General features: G+C 35.7%; 18 protein-coding genes and 1 tRNA gene. 9 read left to right on the forward strand and 10 right to left on the reverse strand.

Annotation, left to right across the window (positions count from 1 at the left end):
* The coding region (locus tag ACFIM8_RS05370; protein WP_375614601.1) for a DnaB-like helicase C-terminal domain-containing protein at positions 1 to 732 on the forward strand (732 nt) is incomplete at its 5' end.
* 184 nt (positions 733 to 916) lie between these two features.
* Here the strand turns inward: ACFIM8_RS05370 and ACFIM8_RS05375 are convergent.
* Positions 917 to 993 (reverse strand) — tRNA-Met (locus ACFIM8_RS05375).
* A gap of 161 nt (positions 994 to 1,154) precedes the next feature.
* Here ACFIM8_RS05375 and ACFIM8_RS05380 point away from each other — a divergent pair.
* Together ACFIM8_RS05380 and ACFIM8_RS05385 are read left to right on the forward strand one after the other, a co-directional pair.
* The gene (locus tag ACFIM8_RS05380) at positions 1,155 to 2,111 is read left to right on the forward strand and encodes a Gfo/Idh/MocA family protein (RefSeq protein WP_375606925.1); all 957 of its coding nucleotides are present in this window, start codon (positions 1,155 to 1,157) and stop codon (positions 2,109 to 2,111) included.
* A 49-nt stretch (positions 2,112 to 2,160) separates the two neighbouring features.
* On the forward strand, positions 2,161 to 3,279 hold the full coding sequence (locus ACFIM8_RS05385; RefSeq protein WP_375606926.1) for a DegT/DnrJ/EryC1/StrS family aminotransferase: 1,119 nt from the start codon (positions 2,161 to 2,163) through the stop codon (positions 3,277 to 3,279).
* A 314-nt stretch (positions 3,280 to 3,593) separates the two neighbouring features.
* Here the strand turns inward: ACFIM8_RS05385 and ACFIM8_RS05390 are convergent, their stop codons facing one another.
* Genes ACFIM8_RS05390 through ACFIM8_RS05400 form a run of 3 tightly spaced genes read right to left on the reverse strand, consistent with a single transcriptional unit; the run spans position 3,594 to position 4,860 of the window.
* Positions 3,594 to 3,860: a hypothetical protein gene (locus ACFIM8_RS05390; RefSeq protein ID WP_375608211.1), complete on the reverse strand. Its 267-nt coding sequence runs from the start codon at positions 3,858 to 3,860 to the stop codon at positions 3,594 to 3,596.
* The gene (locus tag ACFIM8_RS05395; RefSeq protein ID WP_375606928.1) at positions 3,850 to 4,236 is read right to left on the reverse strand and encodes a hypothetical protein; all 387 of its coding nucleotides are present in this window, start codon (positions 4,234 to 4,236) and stop codon (positions 3,850 to 3,852) included. The genes ACFIM8_RS05390 and ACFIM8_RS05395 overlap by 11 nt, the downstream gene beginning before the upstream one ends.
* Positions 4,237 to 4,263: 27 nt before the next feature.
* Positions 4,264 to 4,860, reverse strand: coding sequence for a DUF1134 domain-containing protein (locus ACFIM8_RS05400; RefSeq protein ID WP_375606929.1), 597 nt, complete (start codon positions 4,858 to 4,860; stop codon positions 4,264 to 4,266).
* A gap of 214 nt (positions 4,861 to 5,074) precedes the next feature.
* On the opposite strand from ACFIM8_RS05400, the gene chpT reads away from it, so the two are divergent.
* Positions 5,075 to 5,713: a histidine phosphotransferase ChpT gene (chpT, locus tag ACFIM8_RS05405; RefSeq protein WP_375614602.1), complete on the forward strand. Its 639-nt coding sequence runs from the start codon at positions 5,075 to 5,077 to the stop codon at positions 5,711 to 5,713.
* Between the two features lie 221 nt (positions 5,714 to 5,934).
* Here chpT and ctrA read toward each other — a convergent pair whose 3' ends face one another.
* Complete coding sequence (gene ctrA, locus ACFIM8_RS05410; protein ID WP_375606931.1) at positions 5,935 to 6,636, reverse strand: response regulator transcription factor CtrA; 702 nt, start codon at positions 6,634 to 6,636, stop codon at positions 5,935 to 5,937.
* Between the two features lie 563 nt (positions 6,637 to 7,199).
* On the opposite strand from ctrA, the gene ACFIM8_RS05415 reads away from it, so the two are divergent.
* Positions 7,200 to 7,586: a flagellar export protein FliJ gene (locus tag ACFIM8_RS05415; RefSeq protein ID WP_375606932.1), complete on the forward strand. Its 387-nt coding sequence runs from the start codon at positions 7,200 to 7,202 to the stop codon at positions 7,584 to 7,586.
* 139 nt (positions 7,587 to 7,725) lie between these two features.
* On the opposite strand, the gene ACFIM8_RS05420 is transcribed toward ACFIM8_RS05415, so the two are convergent.
* Positions 7,726 to 8,001, reverse strand: coding sequence for a DUF1153 domain-containing protein (locus tag ACFIM8_RS05420; protein ID WP_375614603.1), 276 nt, complete (start codon positions 7,999 to 8,001; stop codon positions 7,726 to 7,728).
* Between the two features lie 404 nt (positions 8,002 to 8,405).
* On the opposite strand from ACFIM8_RS05420, the gene mnmA reads away from it, so the two are divergent.
* Complete coding sequence (gene mnmA / locus ACFIM8_RS05425) at positions 8,406 to 9,629, forward strand: tRNA 2-thiouridine(34) synthase MnmA (protein ID WP_375606934.1); 1,224 nt, start codon at positions 8,406 to 8,408, stop codon at positions 9,627 to 9,629.
* A 280-nt stretch (positions 9,630 to 9,909) separates the two neighbouring features.
* On the opposite strand, the gene ACFIM8_RS05430 is transcribed toward mnmA, so the two are convergent.
* A complete protein-coding gene (locus ACFIM8_RS05430) occupies positions 9,910 to 10,719 on the reverse strand; it encodes a TrmH family RNA methyltransferase (protein ID WP_375606935.1) in 810 nt (269 codons plus the stop codon).
* A gap of 755 nt (positions 10,720 to 11,474) precedes the next feature.
* Between ACFIM8_RS05430 and ACFIM8_RS05435 the strand changes: the two genes are divergently transcribed.
* Entirely contained in the window at positions 11,475 to 12,383 is a 909-nt protein-coding gene (locus ACFIM8_RS05435; RefSeq protein WP_375606936.1) for a cation diffusion facilitator family transporter, read from the forward strand.
* Positions 12,384 to 13,676: 1,293 nt separating this feature from the next.
* Here ACFIM8_RS05435 and ACFIM8_RS05440 read toward each other — a convergent pair.
* Positions 13,677 to 14,516, reverse strand: a complete 840-nt coding sequence (locus ACFIM8_RS05440; protein WP_375606937.1) for an N-acetylmuramoyl-L-alanine amidase-like domain-containing protein — start codon at positions 14,514 to 14,516, stop codon at positions 13,677 to 13,679.
* Positions 14,517 to 15,062: 546 nt separating this feature from the next.
* On the opposite strand from ACFIM8_RS05440, the gene ACFIM8_RS05445 reads away from it, so the two are divergent.
* The gene (locus ACFIM8_RS05445) at positions 15,063 to 16,283 is read left to right on the forward strand and encodes an MFS transporter (RefSeq protein WP_375614604.1); all 1,221 of its coding nucleotides are present in this window, start codon (positions 15,063 to 15,065) and stop codon (positions 16,281 to 16,283) included.
* An 857-nt stretch (positions 16,284 to 17,140) separates the two neighbouring features.
* On the opposite strand, the gene carA is transcribed toward ACFIM8_RS05445, so the two are convergent.
* Positions 17,141 to 18,337: a glutamine-hydrolyzing carbamoyl-phosphate synthase small subunit gene (gene carA / locus ACFIM8_RS05450; protein WP_375614605.1), complete on the reverse strand. Its 1,197-nt coding sequence runs from the start codon at positions 18,335 to 18,337 to the stop codon at positions 17,141 to 17,143.
* A gap of 258 nt (positions 18,338 to 18,595) precedes the next feature.
* Between carA and ACFIM8_RS05455 the strand changes: the two genes are divergently transcribed.
* Entirely contained in the window at positions 18,596 to 19,048 is a 453-nt protein-coding gene (locus ACFIM8_RS05455) for a GatB/YqeY domain-containing protein (RefSeq protein ID WP_375609255.1), read from the forward strand.
* Between the two features lie 676 nt (positions 19,049 to 19,724).
* Here ACFIM8_RS05455 and ubiC read toward each other — a convergent pair.
* A complete protein-coding gene (gene ubiC / locus ACFIM8_RS05460) occupies positions 19,725 to 20,231 on the reverse strand; it encodes a chorismate lyase (protein ID WP_375606941.1) in 507 nt (168 codons plus the stop codon).
* Positions 20,232 to 20,242 lie beyond the last annotated feature (11 nt).

Raw genomic sequence — 20,242 nt, forward strand, 5'->3', positions numbered from 1 at the left:
GCTAATGCTTGTAAGCGTGATAACAGCCAAGCCAATGAAGGGGGTATTGTTGGTTTCTTCTCACTTGAGATGTCAACAGAACAGCTTGCAACTCGTATTATTTCTGAACAAATAAAGGTTTCTTCTTCGGATATGCGCCGTGGTAATATCTCAGAAGAGCAATTTGCAAAAATTATTCACGCAATGCGCTCTTTACAAACAATCCCTCTTTATATTGATCAAACGGGGGGTGTCTCCCTTGCACAATTGGCCGCCCGTGCAAGGCGTCTGAAACGACAACATGATTTAGATGTTTTGATTATCGACTATATCCAACTCATGACAAGTGGTTCAAAGCGTTCATTAGAAAATCGCGTTCAAGAAATTACAGCCATTACCACCGGATTAAAAGCACTTGCAAAAGAACTCAATATTCCCATCATTGCTCTGTCACAACTTTCACGTCAAGTTGAAAACCGAACCGATAAACGTCCACAACTCTCCGATTTACGTGAATCTGGTTCAATCGAGCAAGATGCCGACATTGTTCTGTTCGTTTATCGTGAAGAATATTATCTCAAAAATGAAGAACCAAAAGAAGGCACCTCTGAGTATAGCAAATGGCAAGAGGCAATTGAGCAAGCCAAGGGCAAAGCTGAGGTTATTATAGCAAAACAACGCCATGGTCCGACAGGAATCGTTTCCCTTGCCTTTCAATCCGATTTTACATGCTTTAGTGATTTGGAAAAATAGGAGCAGAAAAATGCGTTAAAGGGAGCTTTAAATACCCTTTAGATAAGGTCTTTGAAGACCCTTTGAGAACACCTTTAAAACTCTTTGAAAAAAAATGAATTGGTACAAAACCTAGTGGCAAAATATACAAAACCTGCTGGCAAGCTACAGCTACACTACACAAGCTACAGCTGGCAAGCTACAATGGTAGCGGAGGAGGGATTTGAACCCCCGACACAAGGATTATGATTCCTCTGCTCTAACCTACTGAGCTACTCCGCCAAAATAAGCAATCATAATTGTCAATAATTACATCTTTTGCGGATATAAGGGGTAGAATAGTAAGATGTCAAGCATCGTTTTGAAGCTTTTTTCTTGTCATTCTATTTTATCCTCGATATGTAAGTGTAGTTTTATATGATAAAGTAAGGTAAGGCGTAAAAATGGTGCCACGTGTAGCGGTTTTAGGATGCGGTCATTGGGGTGGAAATCATATAAAGACACTTCACTCTCTTGGGGCTTTAGCAGCAGTTTCTGATATTGATAGTGATCGTGCTGCCAGTTTTGCAACACTGTATGGTGTGGAGATTATTAAACCAGATGATCTTTTTGCTCATAGAGATATTGATGCACTGGTGTTGGCGCTGCCTCCACAATTTCACACGCAAAATGTGCTGCGTGCTGTTAAAAATGGTAAAGATGTTTTGGTGGAAAAACCAATAGCCTTGAATGTTTCTGATGCTAAACGCCAAGTTCAGGAGGCTGAGGCCTATGAGCGAGTTTTTATGGTGGGCCATATTTTGCGTTTTCATCCAGCTTTTGAAAAAATGTGTGAATTGGTGAAAAACGGAGATGTGGGAGATGTGCGATATATTTATTCTCATAGATTAGGCTTTGGAAAATTTCACACACACAGTGATGCTTTATGGGATCTTGCCCCTCATGATCTCTCAATGATTTTGGCGTTGACAGGATGTGAACCTTCCGAAATTCGTGGTGAGGGCGCTGCTGTCGTTGATCAGATTTCTGATTTTTCTCATATTCATATGACTTTTCCAAATGGTGTGCGTAGTCATCTTTTTACTTCACGCTTGAGTTCTTATCGTGAGAGGCGTTTAATTGTTGTTGGAACAAAGGCTATACTCGTTTTTGATGATATGGAACCGTGGAGTCGTAAATTGGCAATGCACCATTTTGCCGTTTGGAAAGAAAATCAAGAGTGGGCTTTTAGCATGGATGAGCTGAATTACATTGATGTTTGTGAAGATTTGCCGCTTACTTGCGAATTACGGCATTTCCTTCATTGTATTGAAACGCGTCAATCGCCTCGTACAAATGGTGATGATGCTATTGCGGTTTTACGGATTTTAACAGCTGCTGATATCAATTATGATAGATAAAAGAGATAGGTAGCGCTTTTGCATTCTTGTGATGATCAATGGAGTTAATATGCAATTCATCGACCTTGGGGCGCAGCGTGCGCGTATTGAAGATAAAATTAATTCTGCAATTGCGCATGTAGTCGCTAGTGGTAAGTATATTTTGGGGCCAAAAGTAACAGAATTTGAAGAGAAATTGGCAGAATATCTTGGCGTTAAACATGTGATTGCATGTGCTAATGGAACAGATGCTTTGAAGATGCCTCTTATGGCTAAAAATATTGGTCCAGGGGATGCTGTTTTTTGTCCTAGTTTTACGTTTTCTGCAACGGCTGAAGTGGTTGCTTTGGTGGGGGCTAAACCTGTTTTTGTTGATGTTTTACCTGATACATTCAATATTGATGTTGAAAAACTTTCTCATGCAATTGAAATGGTAAAAAAAGAAGGACGTCTAAAGCCAAAAGCTCTTATTGCTGTTGATTTGTTTGGGCTGCCTGCTGACTATGTGCAAATTGCTCAAGTAGCAGCAAAGGAAAATCTTTTTGTGATTGAAGATGCTGCACAATCTATGGGCGGAAGAAGCGGTAATACTATGTGTGGTGCTTTTGGTGATGTAGCGGCCACAAGTTTTTATCCTGCAAAACCATTAGGATGTTATGGTGATGGAGGTGCTATGATGACCAATGATGATCATTTGGCAGAACTTTTACGTTCTATTTTGTTTCATGGTAAAGGTGAAACGCAATATGATAATGTCCGTATTGGTATGAATTCGCGCTTAGATAGCATTCAAGCTGCAATTTTATTAGAAAAGTTTGTTATCTTTGAAGATGAAATGCAAAAGCGTGTAGAAATTGCTCAACGTTATTCCGATGGCTTAAGAGATATTGTTACAGTTCCAGAAATAGGAGAAAATATTCGTTCTGCTTATGCACAATATACGATTAAGGTAAAAGAACGTGATAAACTAAAAGATTTTTTACAAAAAAATTATATTCCTACAATGGTTTATTATAAAACTCCTTTACATAAACAGCCTGCTTATAAACATTTTCCTTATGTCACAGATTCTCTTTCTGTTTCAGAGTCTTTAGGAGATTGTGTTTTAAGTTTACCCATGCATCCTTATTTAACGCAGAATGATCAGGATATGATTATTCAGAAAATAAAAGACTTTTATTACTCTTGAGAGAGTTCTTTTATCTTTAAAAATATGTAAAAGCTTTATGAATGGATCCATTTTAGAAAATATTTTTATTAGAGTGTGTGGCAAATGTTTTTAAGTATAATTGTCTGGACTCATGAAATGTTGTCCTTTAGGGCGGTGATATGATCAGCAAGGAGAACCAGCGAGACAAGAAGATGTTTTTTTTACAAAACGGCGTGGATTTAAGAAAATTTGTTCTTTCGTTTAGTGAGAAAGCCACGTTTAATAAAAAATATTTCGGTTATGAGAGCTCTTTGTTGATTTCACTCTTCATTTAAGGTGTTTTTAAAGACAACTTATTTAAGGGGGACTTGGGAGAGAAGCTTTATTTTTTGGCGAATACGTGATGCTAGGTCATTTTTGCTTTTGGATTTTTGAATCAATGTGTTGATGGGTGATGTATTCCCCTCTTGTAGTGCTATGTGAGCTGCCAATGTTGCTGCAAGTTCTTTTGTTTCTTCTCGGAGTTCTTCTAGCAGTTGCTGGTTAGCGGTCGTGTCCAGCTCATGAGTTTGGATTTTTTGTAAGCGTTGCTGATAGTGTGCGACTTTTTCACGCATCATTTGTCTTTCCTTTGGAAGTGTGTAGTGTGGCGATATTTTGTTTGATTGCTATCGCTTCTTTGGTGAGAGTATCTTTTGTGGGGAGGCATAGCCGATAAAATTGTTCTGTTACTTGGCTCAGTTGTATTTTTTGTTGGACATATTTTTTTTGCAAAAATTCGTACTTTTTTTGGTTGTTTGCTAATTCTACAGCATGTTGTGCACGAAGAAAATCGTGATTTGCTTCTATTTCCGCGAGTGATAATGGCATTTTCGCACAAACATCTTTATACGCAAAATGAACGGCTTTACGCCAAATAAAAGGAGATAAAAGCACCAGTAACCAGGAAGTAAAAGCAACTCCAAGTATAAAAAAAAGAAATGATTGAATAAGCATAATACCCCTTTTCAAATAAGAAACCGTTTAAAACGGATTCCATGTCGGTTTAGGTGTTAATTTTAAATATCCTATATTGATACCAAGGCGAGCGCCGACTCCTGTACGTATTGGGATTAACAAGGTATTATGGTATTTGAGGACATGAAAACCAACACCTGCAATTAAATAGGCCGAACCTGAAATACCTCCATAGCGTCTCCATAAATTATTTATGCCATTAAGATTGTAAACTAAGATCATTAAACGGGAGCCTTGTCCGCCAAAATCCCATCCTACTGAGGGACCTTGCCAAAAAACTTTATGTTGACCATAGCTTTTGGTAAAAACCATTCCTTCGCCATAGGTTAATCCAGCAAAAAAGGCACCAGAAGCTTCTTCTCCTAAAATATAGGCATTGGGATAACCGTATTTTGAAAAAATATTTTGAATTGCAACAGCCAGACCACTGGCTGTTTTTCCAAAAAAGATATGACCAGAATCAATAATTTCTTGGAGTGAATAATGAGGTTCGTTTTGCTCTATTGGTTTTAGTCGAGCTTGTGTAGTGTTTATGGTGATGAATAAAAGGAAGATTAAAGATATAATATTTTTGTACCAGTATTTGAGTAGAGAGAGAGCCATAGAGTTTTCTCCTTTTATTAGTGATAAACAAAAAGATAATATTAGAATTTTCATTCTATTCAAATAAAAAATAAGATATAAGGTTATTTAAATTCTTGAATTTATTTCTAAATTTTTTAGCATGATTGTTAATGTTTCCTATTATGCATCAGATGTTAAGAGTTTTTCTTTAAAATAAAGTTTGTTTTTTTGAATCTAGGAGTTTTCAATCATTATGACGTTAGATATTTTTTTGAAGCCTATGGATCTTGCTGCTTTGCTTTGTAGTCGTATTTGCCATGATTTGATTTCACCTGTGGGGGCTATTCAAAATGCAATGGAGCTTTATGATGAAGGAGGAGCTGAAGAAGATGCTTTACAATTGGTGCGTTTATCCGTTGCGAGTGCTGCTGCACGTCTACAATTTGCGCGATTAGCTTTTGGTTTTGCTGGTGCAAGTGGAGGACAAATAGATACACGGGCTGCAGAGCAGGTTGCTCAGCAATATATGAAAGAAGAAAAAGCAACTTTAAAATGGCAAGCTTCTTCTTTATTGTTAGCAAAAGATGAAGTTAAACTTTTGCTTAATTTATTATTGATTGCAAACGCAACAGTTTCTCGTGGTGGTGAAATTGTTGTTATGATTTTGCAAGAAGAAAATAAACGTTCTTTTCGATTTGAGGTTTTCGGTAGAACTCTCCGTATACCCCCTCACTTTCTTGCGTTATATCATGGAGAAGTTCAAGAAGAGCTTGTTGATGCACATGTCATCCAATTTTATTACACAATGTTGCTTGCTCAGATGACAGAGATGAAAATAAATATTGATGAAAGTGATGGTTGTATTGTTTTAGAAAGTGTAAAAAAGCTTTGAATAAGAGAGAAGCGCTTAAGCTGTGTTGGGAAAAGTGGCTTCGATTGAACTTATGAGTGATAAGGTTATATGTGTAAATTGGGTGTGGTTACTTCTTAAGCTTTAAGCGCTTTCTATATGAGATTTTTTGTGTGCGAGTCTCTACTTTTAAAAGAGAAAAGATCTCGGAAAAAATCTCGGCCCGCTACACTCCGAGATTTTACAATGTGCATGTTCACTGCTTAAGCGGTTTTTCGTACGTTCTCTTCAACTGGATCACGTAATACATAACCACGTCCCCAAACTGTATCAATGTAATTTACACTGGAAGAGACTGCTTCCAATTTTTTCCGCAATTTACAGATAAAAACATCGATAATCTTTAGTTCTGGTTCATCCATTCCACCATAGAGATGATTGAGAAACATTTCCTTAGTAAGTGTTGTACCTTTGCGTAAAGAGAGAAGCTCTAGCATTTGGTACTCTTTACCGGTTAAATGAACAGGGCGCCCTGCAACTTCGACAGTTTTTGTGTCAAGGTTAACGGTGAGATCTCCGGTAACAATAACCGATTGTGCATGCCCTTTTGAACGACGAACAACTGCATGGATACGTGCAATGAGCTCATCCTTATGAAAAGGCTTCGTCATATAGTCGTCTGCTCCAAAGCCAAAACCACGAACCTTGTCTTCAATGGCATTCATACCAGAAAGGATTAGGACAGGAGTTTTTATTTTTGCCAACCTTAGAGTCCGCAAGACATCATACCCTGACATGTCAGGCAAATTCAGATCAAGCAAAATGATATCATAATCATAGAGTTTTCCCAAATCGATACCTTCTTCACCCAGATCAGTGATATAAACATTAAAGTTAGCCGACTTTAACATCAACTCAATGCTTTGAGTAATTGCTCTATCATCTTCAATTAATAATACGCGCATTTTAGATCCCTCACTTTGCTCCTTCACGAATCATAAGGAGCATTTCTATTTTATATCAGTTAGCAAAACCACTGTTATAAAAACAATTCATTAAATCAAACACTTATAACAAAGCGTTTATGAACATTTCAGTAGTACGCGTAACAATCACTACTAAATTCCCCACTATCCATGATAGTGGTTAACAAAATATTTTTATTTTTGAAAGAGGCTACAAAATTATTTTAGAAAAATCCTATATTTTTTAACATAATAAAAAAGGAGGACTTTTTTATAAACTTTAACTTAAAAAAAAATTGTAAAAGAGCTTTATAAATTACTTTTTTACAATTTCAGTGTTTATTTACTGAGCTTTAAACCTCTTCAGTTTATAATGGGGGAAAAGTTAAAGAAATAGTTATTACTCTTTAAAGCAGATTGTATTTTCAGATGCTTTAATGAAAGGCAGAAATTATTATAATTTCAAGTTAATAGACTGTTTTTGTCGGATAGATATATAACTAAAAGATATTTATTGGGTGTAAATGCGAGTTTTGAGTTGGCGCAATCAAGGAGTAGTGAGTATGAAGCCACGAGAAAATATGGTGCGATTGAGGATGTTTCAAGTGCGTGGAAAGCGCCGTGAAATTGCACAGCTTGAGATGATGATCGCAGAATTTGAACGAATGGTGTTAGAGTTGGAAGCACAGATTACTCATGAAGAACGTAAATCTGGAAACAATGATGTTCACCATTTTGCTTATTCTGCTTTTGCGCGTGCAGCGCGGCAAAGACGTGATAATCTGATCAATTCAATTCGTGATTTAGAACTTCAAAAAACAAATGCTGAAATTGCTCTCCATGAAGCTAATACAGAGCTGCAACGTGCACAGCTTTTGGAAGCACGAGAAAAGAAGATTGCTGCGGATGATAAGGATATTTTGATTCAATCTAATTCAATGGTTGGCTAATTTAATGGCTGGATGATAAAAGCAATTATTGAAAAATCCATTCTTTCAGGTTTATCTTTTGGATATAGTATAAAACAGCCAAACTTTTATCAAGTTTAGCTGTTTTATGGATTGCTTTATGTTATTAATCAATGGCAACTTAATGCCTGTAGTGTTGAATCTTGGTCGTTCGTAATCCCGCTAAACCGTGTTCATCGATTAAACTTTGCCATGAAATAAATTCTTCTACAGTCAAAGTATAACGGTGGCACGCTTCGTCAAGACTTAATAATCCACCTCTGACAGCCGCAACAACTTCAGCTTTGCGACGAATCACCCAGCGCCGTGTTGTTTGCGGCGGTAGGTCGGCAATTGTAAGCGGACTTCCATCTGGCCCAATAACATATTTCATTTGTGTTTTTATCAAGTTGCTCATTCGTATCCTCTACCTTTAGTCAAGGACTTGATTCGTTTATAGAGCATGAAATTTAAAAAAGAGCTAAAAGCGCTGAAAGAAAAAATTAATAAAGTGATTGGGTATGTAAAAAGAAGCTCAAGTTGAAGTGTTAGAAGAGATTCTTGCAATATTTTACTGGATTTTTCAAAAGAGAAAAAAGGTTTTCTAAAAGGATTTCTCCTAAACAATTACCATTATGCCTTATTTCCATCATTCTTTTTTTGTTTGCAGCAGCTTTTTAGAATGTGATGCTATGGTTGTGGAAAGGATAAAAAAACAATATAAAGAGCAATTAATAGTATAAAAGTGGCAAAGAACGCGCATCAGAATATTAATAATAGATGGGTATCCATTAAAGAGAGCATTAAATAGAGAATGAATACATGTTTTTAAACAGCCTTGATTTACCAGGACAACCTGAGGATTCTCGCATTGTTGTTGCAATGTCGGGGGGGGTTGATTCATCGGTTGTTGCAGGTCTTTTGAAAAAGGAAGGGTATAATGTTATTGGCATTACGTTGCAGCTTTATGATCATGGGGAAGCAACGCATCGGGTGGGAGCGTGTTGTGCAGGACAAGATATTGAAGATGCTCGCCGCGTCGCAGAAACACTAGGAATACCGCATTATGTTCTTGATTATGAAAAGCGCTTTCGCGAAGCTGTTATTGATCCTTTTGCAGAAAGTTATGCTCATGGAGAGACCCCAGTACCATGTATTGCATGTAATCAAACGGTTAAGTTTGCTGATTTATTAGCAACGGCACGCGAATTGGGGGCAGATGCTTTGGCTACGGGACATTATATTCGTTCGCGTTCCCACGGAGCGCATCGAGCACTCTTTCGTCCTCTCGATAATGATCGTGATCAGAGTTATTTTCTCTTTGCAACGACACAAGAACAGATTGATTATTTGCGTTTTCCACTTGGTGACCTTCCAAAAGCCCGCGTTCGTGAAATGGCAGCAGAAATGGGCTTTGTGGTTGCCAATAAGCATGATAGTCAGGATATTTGTTTTGTTCCACAAGGAAAATATTCAGATGTTATAGCAAAACTGCGTCCAGAAGCAGCTAATCCTGGCGTTATTGTCCATATTGATGGAAAGATTTTAGGTAAACATTCGGGAATTGTTAATTATACTGTTGGTCAACGTCGTGGTATTGGGGTGTCAACGGGTGAAGCGCTGTATGTGATTTATCTCGATGTGGAAAATGCACGTGTTATTGTTGGACCGCGTGAAATGTTAGAAACGCATAAGCTTTTTTTACGTGATGTGAATTGGCTTGGTGATGAACCGTTAGATAATTTCCCTTCTCAAGGTATTGAGGTGGCTGTAAAGGTGCGTTCAACGCGTCCTCCTCACCTTGCGCGCTTACATTATAAAGAAGGTATTTTTTCCGTTGATTTATTGGAATGTGAAAATGGTGTGGCACCAGGGCAAGCTTGCGTTCTTTATGATGGAAATGGTCATGAGGCGCGTATTCTTGGGGGAGGATTTGTAACACATTCAGAACGTGCGGCCGATACTGAAATGATGTTGAAGCGCGTTTTATGTAATCTTGAAACAAAAGATTCTGTTTCCTCAGAACTAAAAACAACAGCTTTATAAAGCATAGTGAATTGATTTATAATGATATTTTTTAATCTTAAACTTGAATGAGAGACTTCCGGAAAATTTTCTCATTGAAAGTTTATTTTATGATTGAATCCATCAAAATTATATCTTCTGCATTTCATAAGCGGGGTTAGGGTGTGGAAAATGATGATAAAGAAAATGTGAAAATGTTTTTTATCAATGTTTTCAAAGGCTAGGGAACGGTAATATTATTGGAGACTGGTAGATAACACACAACATTGGATATGTTCTATAACTTGAAGTGTTATCATCTTTAGGGGTCAAAGTTAGTAAAATGGGCAAGTGCAATACCTGAGGCTGTGGCAACATTAAGGCTGTCAAAACCGTCAGTCATGGGAATACGTAAGGTGTTTGATTGTTGTAGTATATGGGGTGGTAAGCCATCGCCTTCTGTTCCAAAAATAAGTGCTATTCTTTTGGTTTTGTTGGCTTGTTTGAGAGTGTGTGAGGCAGAAGGGGAGAGTGCATAAAGATGAAAGTTTTCATCGTTTAGAGCAGCTATAATGTCATCTATATCAGCGTTTTGCGTATAGGGTACTTTTAAAGCAGCGCCGGCAGAAACTCTTATTGATTTGCGATAAAGTGGATCGCATGAGGTTTTGTCGACAATAATGCCATTACTGGCAAAGGCTGCTGCATTACGAAAAATTGATCCCATATTATCGTGATTCGAGATACCACATAAAACAAGAATCAAAGCTTTTTCTGGAAGATATTGTAAAAAACTTTGTAAGGATGGCAGTATTTTGCGTTTACCAATACCCAGAACACCACGATGAACATGGAAGCCGGTGATATTATCCATAACTTTTTGTGGAACGCAATAAATGGGACATAGGGGCTGTGTTTTTTCTAAAAGCGGTAGAAGTCCAGAGAGACGGTTTGCTACGATGAGCAGTGAGATGGCAGAAAACTCTTTTGAGTGTAGTAATGCGGACAATGTTACTTTGCCTTCAGCAATAAATTGATGTTGCCGTCCAACAAGATCTTTTTCACGGATATTATGATAGGCTTTTAGGCGTGGATCATCTGTTTCATTGATTGTTATGATATTCAAATGCATGGCGAGATTTTTAGTGTTTTTTTCTTATGATTTCCAGATGTTTGAATTTGTTTTATTTTAAAAAAAAGAGATAAAAAAATATTTTTTAAAACTTATGGTAGAATTTTTATTGACAATATACAACCATAGGTATACAGTAAAAGTACTGATACGGAATCATATATTTTTCTTGTATCGGGTGCAGTGTCTTGGGTCCCCGCTATTTCCCAAGTTCTGTATGCCCTTAATTTCTAAGGGAAAAGAATCTGGGTCCCCAATGCCCAGATTCTTTTTTTTTGAGGGTAATCATTGTTCTTCTTTTTATATCTAAATTTTTTAGTAAATCATATTTTAAAATCCAGTTGACCTGTAAGGTTACCGTAGAGTGCTAAGATATTTTTTCTAAGGTGCAAAGATGGCTTATAATGCACATCATAAGACTAAAAAAATGCATGATTATGATAGATTTGAGCAAAAACAAGTTTTTCGTTTATGAGAAGTGAGATGGCTTTAAGTTATTCAGAAAACGATTAATAATGAAGGTTATGTGTTTGATTGCTCTTGGGAAAGCTCTTCTTTCTATTATTTTCTCTCTTCTTTATTTATTGGTGCTGTTCGTGTAACTGAGCAGTTTTTACGATAATAATGGTGAGCTGAAGCGTTTATTGTATGATGAAGCTTCTGTAATATTGAGGAAAGATCGTCGTTATGCCAAAAGTATAATGATATGGTTGAAAATATTAATTCCCTATTTCGTGAAGAAAAGGATGAGGTTCATGGATGTAAAAATCAATATACAAAGCTTAACTTTATACTCTATTTTTATTGCGTGTATTGTTTTTGCTTTGAAATATTGGGCATATCACATCACAGGTTCGGTTGCACTTTATTCTGATGCATTGGAATCAATCGTTAATATCCTTGCGTCATTGGCAGCATGGTGGGCTGTTAAAGTGAGTATGAAGCCAGCAGATCATGATCATCCCTTTGGGCATCATAAAGCGGAATATTTTTCCGCAATTCTTGAAGGGGTACTCATTATTATTGCGGCAATTGTTATTTTAAGAGAAGCATGGATAGCTCTTTCGACCGTTAAATTGTTGCAGAAACCTGGAATATGGCTTGCTATTCATCTTATTGCAACTGTCATAAACTGTATGTGGGGAATGGTTCTTATTGGGCAGGGAAAACTCCATCGCTCACCGGCTCTTAAAGCTGATGGAGTACATTTTATAACAGATGTTTTTACGTCGCTTGCAATTTTAATTGGTTTGATTGCCGGTTTTGTCGGAGGATGGGGAGCTTTAGATCCAATTTTAGCGATAATCGTTGCCGTTAATATTCTCTTACAGGGCTGGAAGGTGATTAGAAATGCTGTTCAGGGATTAATGGATGTTGGTGTTGAATTGAATGAAAGCATGCGGATTCGGGAGCTGATTTCTGCAAATGCATCGGGTGCGCTTGAGGTCCATGATTTGCGGACGCGTGTTGCTGGGAGGGTTACTTTTATAGAGTTTCATTTGGTTGTGCCTGCTGTAATGCAGGTAGGAGAAGCACATAAAATTTGTGATAAAATCGAAGCTGTTCTTCAAAAAGAATTTGATAATGTACGTATTTCTATTCATGTCGAGCCTGAAGATGAGGCAAAATTGCCTCCCGGTACAACGGTAATCCCTTTTATATAAAAAGATTTTTCAAATTGTCTGTTATGTTAGACTGTTTTTTTATGATGGGGTGATTCATATCTCTCGAAAATACAATGATGCTCTTTCGTTGATTTAATTTTTGCATTAATCAAGTATACAAGGTTAAACAGAGTATTTAAGGCAAGATTTATTCTATGTCGTTAAAACACTGCCATTTAAGGTGTGGTGAGATAAGGCATATAAAGTTTGATCTATTAAGTGTTTCTAGAGTATGGAGTAAATATTCAAAATAGGATTTGCCGGTGTATTCTTTTGTAAGTGAATCTCATGAAATGGTTAGCAGCTTAAATTCACTTAAGAAAACGGATTGTTTACAGACTGTCAGGAGTAGATGTTTCGTTGCTTAGGGAGAAGAGGAGTGAAGCCTTCGTAATAAGTTTAATGAGATTTAATTGTAAATTTTATATAAAAGTTATGAATAGAATTTTAAAGTTTGTGATCATAGATTAATCATCATTATTGTTGCTAATAAATGTGTTGTTTTATCGATACAATGTGTTCTGTTTTGAGTGTTCTTTATTACATGAAGGATGGGGACACATTAAAGAATGAAAAAACAAAAAATAATGCTCATATCTCTACTCTTTAAAGGATATTATTGTCGTTGCTGTAGAAAATCGCAAAGCTGGACTAAAGAATGATGCTAAAGATAGAGACTGGTTTTTAATTGATACTTTCATATTTTTATTTCAATCTGGTATCAAAATTTTACAAGGACTCGTACAGTACTGGTGCATTTTGATCATAAATATGCTGCTATATCAGGGCTATTTTAATTTATAGACAACAACAAAAAGAAAAGACTTTATAAGGAAAACAATGCTATAAAGTCAAAAATTTATACGCAATAAATTAGAGAGGTAGATCGAATTTTTATAAAATACTTTATAGACAATAACCAAACATATCTGGCTTTACTTTTACTTATATTTACAAACATTCGTTTGTGTATTTTTCGTTATATTTGTAAAGATCAGATTAGCTGTAATCTATAGATAACTTTTGGTTGAGAATATGAAAAGAAAGCGTGATACTATAGTAGAGTTTTTTCTGTCTTTATCTTTCAATAAGTAAAAGTGATTACAAATTCGTAATTTCTCCAAAAATGATTTTGTCATACCTATAAACAAAGTTAGATCAAAATGACTTTTTTCTCTTAAAACTGTAAACAAATATATCGTATCCGGATAGCTTGAACGAAGTTAGATGTTTGCCGGAATAACGACAGTATATATTTTAAGAATAGAGAAGATATTCCATATCGCTATGATGTTATTCAAGGGCTCTTAAAACGACGATTCCTGGTGTTTTTGCAACATAATCCATAAAAGGGGTATCGACGACTTTTTCATTTTCTTTGTGTGAAGGAGCATGTCGTAACATTGGCCCTTTATCTGTCATGATAAAGAAACTTACATGTGTTACATCCAATCCAGCAAGTTTTGCATAAATGCCAATGAAATCCCCTGATTTTAAACGGCTTATAACCTCTTCATTAATAAAGTTACTTGGAATATACGTTATTGTGCGTTTCACAACTGGAAGTCCAGGAAGATAGCGTCTATCATCAGCTTTTTTATTGAGATATTTTTCTACGCTGACTGCATGAGGACTTATTTCAGCGGTAATATCAGTGGCGAGTTTATATTCTCTATAAGCCCAGTCTGTAAAAAAATGTTTTCGGTTTAAAAAGTGAACATTACCCTTAATGTAACGCGTTTTTATGATGTTATTTATGAATTCTTTTGGGGTTGTTGATTTGCGCAATGCTTCAATATAATCCATACAAATGAAGTTATCTAAGCTTCTAAAATCAATAATCAGTTTTTCTGGTGTATTTTCTGAGCCATGTAACATATGGGCTTTGTAAGGTGTTCCTAAAAAAGCTTCAGAAAGAAAGTCAATCATGGCTCCTTTTTCGTGATCATTTATTTCTGAACGTTTTTTGAGAAGAGCATTTAATTTATTTAAAGTATAGGGATCTAGCTCTACGCTGGTTGTTTGTTGTGTTTCTATTTTATTTTCTATCCCCCCCTCTTGTGAATAAGAATTTTCGACATCACGTCCTATCACTAACATTAAAGTGATAATTAATAGGGATATTTTTCGCATTTTATACACCATTTTTGAATTTAACAGTTTATGGACAACACGTACTAAAAGAACTGTTTTCTTATGCTATTAGCATTTAAATGTAATAATAACATATAATCTTGATTTATTCAATAAATATAAACAATTTTTACAGTATTAATATATTTTTACTATGATTATTAAAGTTTTAAATTATTATATGGTATTGATGTATCTAATATAGTTTATGTTTTAAAAATTAGCAGTATGAGAAGTGATAATAATGTATTATAAAATTAATCATAATATCTCAAAAGTTATTTTAATACTCTATGTTTTACTATTAATTATTCATGATTTATTATCATAAATATTTTTTCATTTAATATAAAAGATATTCTTATATTTTGATAATGATATATCAAGTAAAAAATAATTTTATATTTTTATCTTGACTCTTTTTGTAATTTTTACTTTGTTATTATATTATATGTGAAAAATATACGGTATAGAATACTTTTAAAAGGAAAAGGGAGTTAAAATAGAGCGGGGGAGTCATTGTATGCGTAAAATAGTGTGTATGTTATGCAAGACCAAATGCTCAATCCGAAATTTGTTCAGCGTGGGCTCATTTTAGTGTTCATCACTTTATTGTTAGATATTCTTTGTATTGCGATCATTTGTCCTGTTTTGCCTGAATATTTTTCTCAGTTAACTGGAAAAGATGTCAGTGCATCTTTTGTAGAAAGAGGAAAATTACTTGCTGCTTACTCAGTGATGCAGTTTTTGTTTGCTCCTGTTATTGGTAATCTCTCTGATCGTTATGGTCGTCGTCCTATTTTGCTTGTCTCTATTATCTGCTTTGCTCTTGATAATCTCATATGTGCTATAGCATGGAGCTATTCTATGTTATTTATCGGGCGTCTTTTATCGGGGATAAGTGGCGCTAGTTTTGCAACTTGTACAGCTTATCTTGCCGATATATCCGATGATAAAACCCGTACGCGCAATTTTGGTCTGTTAGGCGTTGCATCCGCATTGGGGTTTATTTTAGGATCGTTTATTGGTGGTTTTTTAGGTCAGTTTGGTCCGCGTATTCCGTTTTATTTTGCTGCTGGTTTTTCACTCATTAATTTTATTTTTTCTTGGGCTATGATTCCAGAAACTCTTTCTTTATGGAATAGGCGCTTTTTTGATATTAAGCGGGCAAATCCCTTAGGTGCTTTTTGGCACCTGAAACAATATCCGATGGTTCTTTGGGTATTATTGGTCTTTTTTCTTTATTGGTTTGCGGAATCTGTATGGTTAAGCATTTGGGCGTTCATTGCAAAAGAACGCTATGATTGGAGTTCTTTTTCTATTGGGATCTCCTATAGTGTTTTTGGAATAGGCCAATTTATTGTAGTCGCTCTCATTTTGCCTTATTTTTCTAAACGATGGAGTGATTGGCATATTGTTATAGTGGGGCTTTTGTTTGCCTCCATTGCTATGCTGGGCTATACATTTGCGACGCAGGGGTGGATGGTTTATATGGTTTGTGCGTGCACAATGCTTGAATATCTTGTTCAGGCACCTATACGTGCTATTGCTTCAGCGCAGGTACCAACAAATGTACAAGGAGAACTGCAAGGAGCAATGACATCTGTTATTTCGTTAAGTTTAATATTTGGTTCTGTTTTTTATGTGTTTCTCTTTGAATGTTTTACAGATAAAAATGCACTGTTTTATTTTTCTGGTGCTCCTTTTATAGGAGGTTTTTTGCTTCTTGTCATTGCAACGGTCATTTTTGCCTTGCGGGTACGTTAATGTGTTGAGAGGGGCTGGTATGTACTATTTTGCTAGAGAATGCACAAGATAAACTTTATAGGAAGAAAGTTTTTGGGATGTTTGTTTTGCAAAGTGTTGTTAAAATATCGATATATCCTTTTCATTTAGTGAAAATAATTTTTTTATTTTGTCATATTGTTTGTATAGGGGAGCCCGTATTTTTTCTATTGCTTGCAAATTAATATTCAGTGCTAATGCAGCAGCATATTGAAAACAAAGATTAAAATGTATCTGAGTTAGATGTATCAGTATTGTATGAACAATTCCAAATTTTATAGGGCAAATTGGAAGTAAAATATTGCTTATATTTGTTGGCATCACTTCTGGAATCAAAAGAAAATCTCATTTTGGAAGAATATAAAGTTGTAAAATTGAAAAGATTTTTTCTGTTTTGCTATTACTTTTTTATTCGGCTGTACAGTTTTCAAAACCATCTACGGCAATATCTTTTAAAAAGTAGAGATTTGTTGCATTGCCTCACAATTTAATTTTTTTATTCTTTAGTAGGAATTATACTTCTCATGCACAATATAATTCTTAAAATTGTATTGTGAATCCAATATTTATTTGAAGGTTAGACACTTTACTCTTTTTAAAAATAGTTTTTATCGACACACTTATCTTGCTTGGGGGGGGAAAAGCCAATGATTTTGATGGATACGACCTTAAGAGAAGAGGAATGAGAAAAATTTAAGCTATTCAGTGCGCTCTTTTTAGTTTCAGAATGATAAATAAGAATATTTATTCAATAAGTTGTAGGTATAAAAATAATATAATTGTGCTTAGGAAGATAATATAATTTAAAGGAGAGAAGCTAAAAGGTGAGGCTTTTTATTTTAAGATATTTTTTTATAATTCATAATGAGATCACTAAAATGCCGAAAGAGGTAGTGGCTATCTTGTGGTCCCGGAGAAGCTTCAGGGTGGTATTGAACAGAAAAAACAGGTTTTCCAATGATTCGAATACCACAGTTTGAACCATCAAAGAGAGAAATATGTGTTTCTTGAACATGTTGTGGTAAAGAGGTAGAATCTACGGTAAAACCGTGATTCATCGATACAATCTCAACTTTTCCAGTGTTAAGGTCTTTAACTGGGTGGTTGGCACCATGATGTCCTTGGTGCATTTTCACGGTCTTTGCACCAACCGTAAGAGCGAGAAGTTGATGACCAAGACATATTCCAAAAACTGGTAAATTATGATCAATTAATGTTTTGATTGTTGGAACGGCATATTGAGCCGTAGCTGCGGGGTCTCCTGGTCCATTAGAAAGAAAAACGCCATCAGGATTCATTGCCAGAATTTCTTTTGCAGTTGTGTGGGCAGGTACAACAGTAATGCGGGCTTTTTGTGTTGCCATAAGGCGAAGAATATTGCGTTTAATACCATAGTCAATGGCAATGATATGAAGATTGTGCACATTGTTTGTACCGTATCCTTTATTCCAACTCCATGTTTTTTCATCCCATTGCATTGATGATTGAGATGTCACATCTTTCGTAAGGTCAAGATTGACGAGACCGTGCCATTTTTGCGCACGCCTCTTTAAAGAAGGAATATCAAAATTTCCATTAGCATCATGTGCAATGACAGCATTTTGCGCACCTTTTTCACGAATAAGAATTGTGAGCGCACGTGTGTCAATACCACAAAGTGCAATAATTTTATGCGTTTTAAGCCATTGATTAAGATTTTCATTGGCACGGTAATTTGAGGGATTTGTAATGTCTGCCTTGAAAATAGCGCCAACAGCACCATGACAATTGAGAGGAGAGAGATCTTCAATATCTTCGCTATTTGCCCCTACATTTCCTATATGAGGAAAAGTAAAATTAACGATTTGTTGTGTGTATGACGGGTCGGTGAGGATTTCTTCATAGCCTGTGATGGCGGTGTTAAAACACACTTCAGCTTCAGCGATACCTGTAGCACCTGCTCCTTTACCTTCAATAATGGTTCCATCTGCTAAGACTAAGAGGGCTGTAGGTTTTTTGATACTCCAAGGGTGGCTGGGTGAAGTTGTTTGTATCATAGTATGTATCCACAATTTATTCCCTGAAAGGTATAATGATCAACTTTACACAAAAATCATACCTTTAACAGATGCTGTGTATATTATTCTGGTAACGTTTCGCTTGAAGTAGGCAGTATAAGTACATTCAATGAAGAGGTAAAGTCTTGTTTTAGCTTTTCGAAGATCGAGTCCTTAATTATTTTTTTATCCTCCATTGCAAGATGGATAAAGATTGGTTAAAAGGCATCTTCTTCTTGAACAAAATTGGATAAACTTATGTTGCGTAACCAGATTGATGGGGCTCTTAGGGCTGCTTTGAAAGCGCAAGATAGTGCGCGTCTTGCTACACTTCGTTTAATGAATGCTGCAGTTAGGGATCGTGATATCCTTTATTATGATGAAGGGAAGCTAGAAGTGGATGATCAGCAGATACAGTCTGTTTTCACTAAAATGCTTCAACAGCGTGAAGAATTGATGCGAGCCTATAAAGAGTCTGGTTGCTTGGAATTGGCAGAGAGAGGACAAGCAGAAATAGAAGTTATTCGTGAATTTCTTCCCTATCAACTTAAGGAGATGGAAGTAGAACAAGTTCTTTGTGAAGCTTTGGCACAAACAAAGGCTGAAAAATTACGCGATATCGGTAAGGTGATGGCATGGCTTAAGGAACGGTATGCGGGGCAAATGAATTTTTCTAAAGTGTGCAATAGTCTTCGTAAGAAATTGCAATAGATCTTGTTAATTCAAGGGGATTGGAAAATATTTTTTATTGTGCGTCGCCTTTGTAAGTTAGTAGGATGTTAATAAATTTCATTTATTTTGTACACACATACTATTATCAAAAAAATAACTTTTTGATATCAACTAAACTTTTTAGGCTCTCATAGAGCAATGAAACATCTTTTATGTATTATATTTTCTGTTTTTCAAAGCTTTTAGACCATTAAAAAACAAAAATATTATAGAGTTTTTACTTTTTTAAAAAGATCTATTGTCAGCACTGTTAAAAATTTCAAAATAGGATGATTAAGCTAATTGATACAGATTTCCAATTTTGGAGAGTGTATTATTGTCTTTTTTGCTGTTTCAAAGCATTTTTTTGATAAAGAGTTTCCGTATTTTAGAGTGGTGATTATTCAGCAAGAAATTTAAATATAGATGGTTTTATCAATATGGTGTGTATCTTTTTAATTCAAGTACTGGTTTTAATGATAAGAAAATCAAAACTTTAAAACGTTTTTTCTAGGGAAGAGATTTTTAAGTTGAGTTTATGAAATAAAAAGATCTTTTGAAAAGAAGCCTTTGTTTGTAATGTGTTCTTGAGATAATTTTGAAATTCTTTTCTCTGATTAAATCCCTTATAAGCTATATAAAATCTATAAATTATGCAGAATCAAATGAGTAACCTCTATTTGTGGGGATACAGTGGTGAATCTGTTAAAAATAGTTCAGTTAGCAACAATGGCTTATCCGTTAACCGCAAGCGGGAACGACGTGCCCATAGCGCACCTTGTTGACCAATATGAATGTAATCGCGGGTTAATTTGTCATTGTTAAATAAATAATGTCCTAGAGGTACAGTTCCCAAATGCATTAAGGCTTGATTGTGTAGGAGGGTTTCTTGTGGAATTACAGTGCGTCCAAGGAGCCAAGGCTTATTATCTCCCATTAATATGACTTCACGTAGCCAATAACGCGCACTTTCGGGGATATGCTCTGCTTCTTCTGTTAATTTATCTCGCGTAATAAAACATTCGCGTTGTGGTTGAACTTGGAGGCAGGTACAATATTTCTTTAATCGAAGCGTCATTGAGCCCGATTCCATGAGCCAATTGCGAACGTTTTCTGGTATTGGAGGACTTTGATCAGAAAACCACTTTAGAGGTGGTAAGATGGAATCTTCAAGATAAGACATCGTTTTACTCC

Origin of the sequence: Bartonella sp. AC535YNZD (assembly GCF_042196625.1) — a bacterium.
Lineage (GTDB): Bacteria > Pseudomonadota > Alphaproteobacteria > Rhizobiales > Rhizobiaceae > Bartonella.